2 protein-coding genes are annotated in these 2,139 nt (G+C 61.0%); both read left to right on the top strand.

Annotated elements, in window-relative coordinates; genetic code table 11:
- Window positions 1-715 (top strand): hypothetical protein (locus WBP53_RS11645; protein WP_423929093.1); only part of this gene is annotated, 715 nt, incomplete at its 5' end.
- Between the two features lie 103 nt (window positions 716-818).
- Window positions 819-1,760: a GTP cyclohydrolase FolE2 gene (gene folE2, locus WBP53_RS11640; RefSeq protein WP_423929091.1), complete on the top strand. Its 942-nt coding sequence runs from the start codon at window positions 819-821 to the stop codon at window positions 1,758-1,760.
- Window positions 1,761-2,139: the final 379 nt, after the last annotated feature.

Below are 2,139 nucleotides of genomic sequence, written 5' to 3'. Positions count from 1 at the left end.
GTTCGCCTGCCTTTCCTTTGAAGTGGGGCTTGCCGCATTCAACGTCGTCGAGGCGGGCGTCGCGGCCAGCAAGCTGCAGTGGTGGGCCGAAGAGCTGGCCTTGCTGTCATCCGGCACGGCTCGGCATCCGCTGACACAAGTGCTGGAAGATTCCATCGTATTGAGCGCGCTGCCGGCCCAAGCCTGGCAGGAATGGATAGGCGCTGCGTTTGCGCAGCGTGAGGTCGCTCCGGCGCGAAACCTGAGCGAACTGCTGACCGGAGTTCGCGCGTTCCATGAACCACTGGCTCGAATCAAGTCGGCGCTGTATCCGAATCTTTCCGTCGATGCCGAGGCGCATGCGGGTGCTTTGTGTCACGTCGTTCTGGAGAGCGTTCGCCACGGTGAATCCAGTGCTGCCGAACGCTTGCCCATTCCTCTGGATTTACTGGCCCGGCACGGATTGTCGCGTACCGGAATGGGCAGCGCCGGTCCGGAACGCGATGCAGTCTTGCGTGATCACTTCGCTGAGCTTGTCCAAGCCATGATTGGGACGGATCGCGTGGGCTTGTTGCCCATGACCGCAGCCAGTCTGACCGCCGACCTCAAGCGCTGCCGGGTAGCCGGGCGATCGGCCAATCCGCTGGAAACCGTTGCCGGCAATCTCGATCGGCTGCCGTTTTCCGCCGTCTGGGCCTGCTGGATTGCGGCCCGCAGGGTGCAGCCAGCTCGCTGATTTTGTACCCTGACGGCACTTGATCTGAGCGTAAAACTGCCCAACATGCGTTGTTCGGGCCAATTGATCGTTGCTCGACGTCAGACGACCACCGGAACTCCAGATGACAACCAACACCAATACCGCCCGACTCATGCCCGATATTGCCAGCCAGGCCAAGGCTGACAATGCCGGTCCGCTGGATTGGGTTGGCATGGATGAAATCGCGGTACCGGTGCGGCTTGCCGATGCCGACGGCGTGCTGGTGCAGTCACCGGCCCGCGTGGCTGCCTACGTCAATCTGAACCAGCCCGATGCACGCGGCATCCACATGTCGCGCCTGTACCTGCATGTTGATCAGCATTTGTCGCGCGAGCCATTGACGCCGTGTTCATTGCGTCGCCTGCTGCGTGATTTTCTGGAATCGCATGCGGACTTGTCTGACCGGGCACGTATCAGCGTGCGCTTTGACCATATGGTGCGCCGACCCGCACTGGCCAGCGACAACAGTGGCTGGAAAACCTATCCGGTGGAAATCAACGCGAGCATGCACGAAGGTGTATTCGCCTTTGAGCTCGAGACCGAGATCCTCTACTCAAGTACCTGCCCATGCTCGGCTGCATTGGCGCGCCAGTTGATTCAGGAACAATTCGCTTCCGATTTCCCTGCGGATCGTCCGGTCGACCATGCCGCCATGCTCGAATGGCTGGGTAGTGAATCCGGCATCCGCGCTACACCACATAGCCAGCGCAGCAGCGCGCGCGTGCGCGTGCGCCTCGGCAATGGTTTTGAATTTCCGATCGTCGACCTCATCGACCTGATCGAGAGAGCGTTGCAAACGCCCGTGCAAACCGCAGTCAAGCGCGAAGACGAACAAGCCTTTGCCTTGCTCAACGGCCAGAACCTGATGTTCTGCGAAGACGCCGCCCGCCGCATGCGCAACGCACTCGACCAGGACGAACGCATCGTCGACTTCTGGCTGCGTGCATCGCACCTGGAAAGCCTGCATCCGCATGATGCGGTGGCCTACGCGACCAAGGGTATCGACGGCGGCTTTGTTGCGTAGATTGCTTCGGAGTAATTCACCCCGCTGAGCTTGTACCCTGCGGAATTCGCCGTTGCGGCGACCCTGACGCTAGCGGCTCGTCGTTCCAGCACAGGCTGGGCCCAGTTCCTTGCGTACCAATCCGCCCCGGGGAAAAACCTGTCCAACCGGACGCCCCGAAATCGAATCAACGATTAGCGATCAATCTGTGCGTGAGCACCCAAGCCTTGAACGCTCAAGTCCCGCACCAACCAACGCTGCGCAATCAGTACTTCTTGCCCGGCTTCTTGCCCTTGTGGGGCGGCCCGATTCGGGAATGTTTCGGCGGTGGCTTGTTGCCGGGGTACGAAGTCCTTGGGCCGCGATCGCCTGAATCGTCGTCACTGCCACGCGGTTCGCC

It is taken from the genome of Dokdonella sp., from assembly GCF_049593775.1.
Lineage (GTDB): Bacteria > Pseudomonadota > Gammaproteobacteria > Xanthomonadales > Rhodanobacteraceae > Dokdonella.
Note: the sequence above shows the minus strand (reverse complement) of the source record. Positions and strands in the feature narration are given on the sequence as shown.

What these genes read in the sequence shown, in the direction of transcription:
- folE2 (WP_423929091.1), top strand. Translation starts at nt 819, where the DNA reads ATGACAACCAACACCAATACCGCCCGACTCATGCCCGATATTGCCAGC.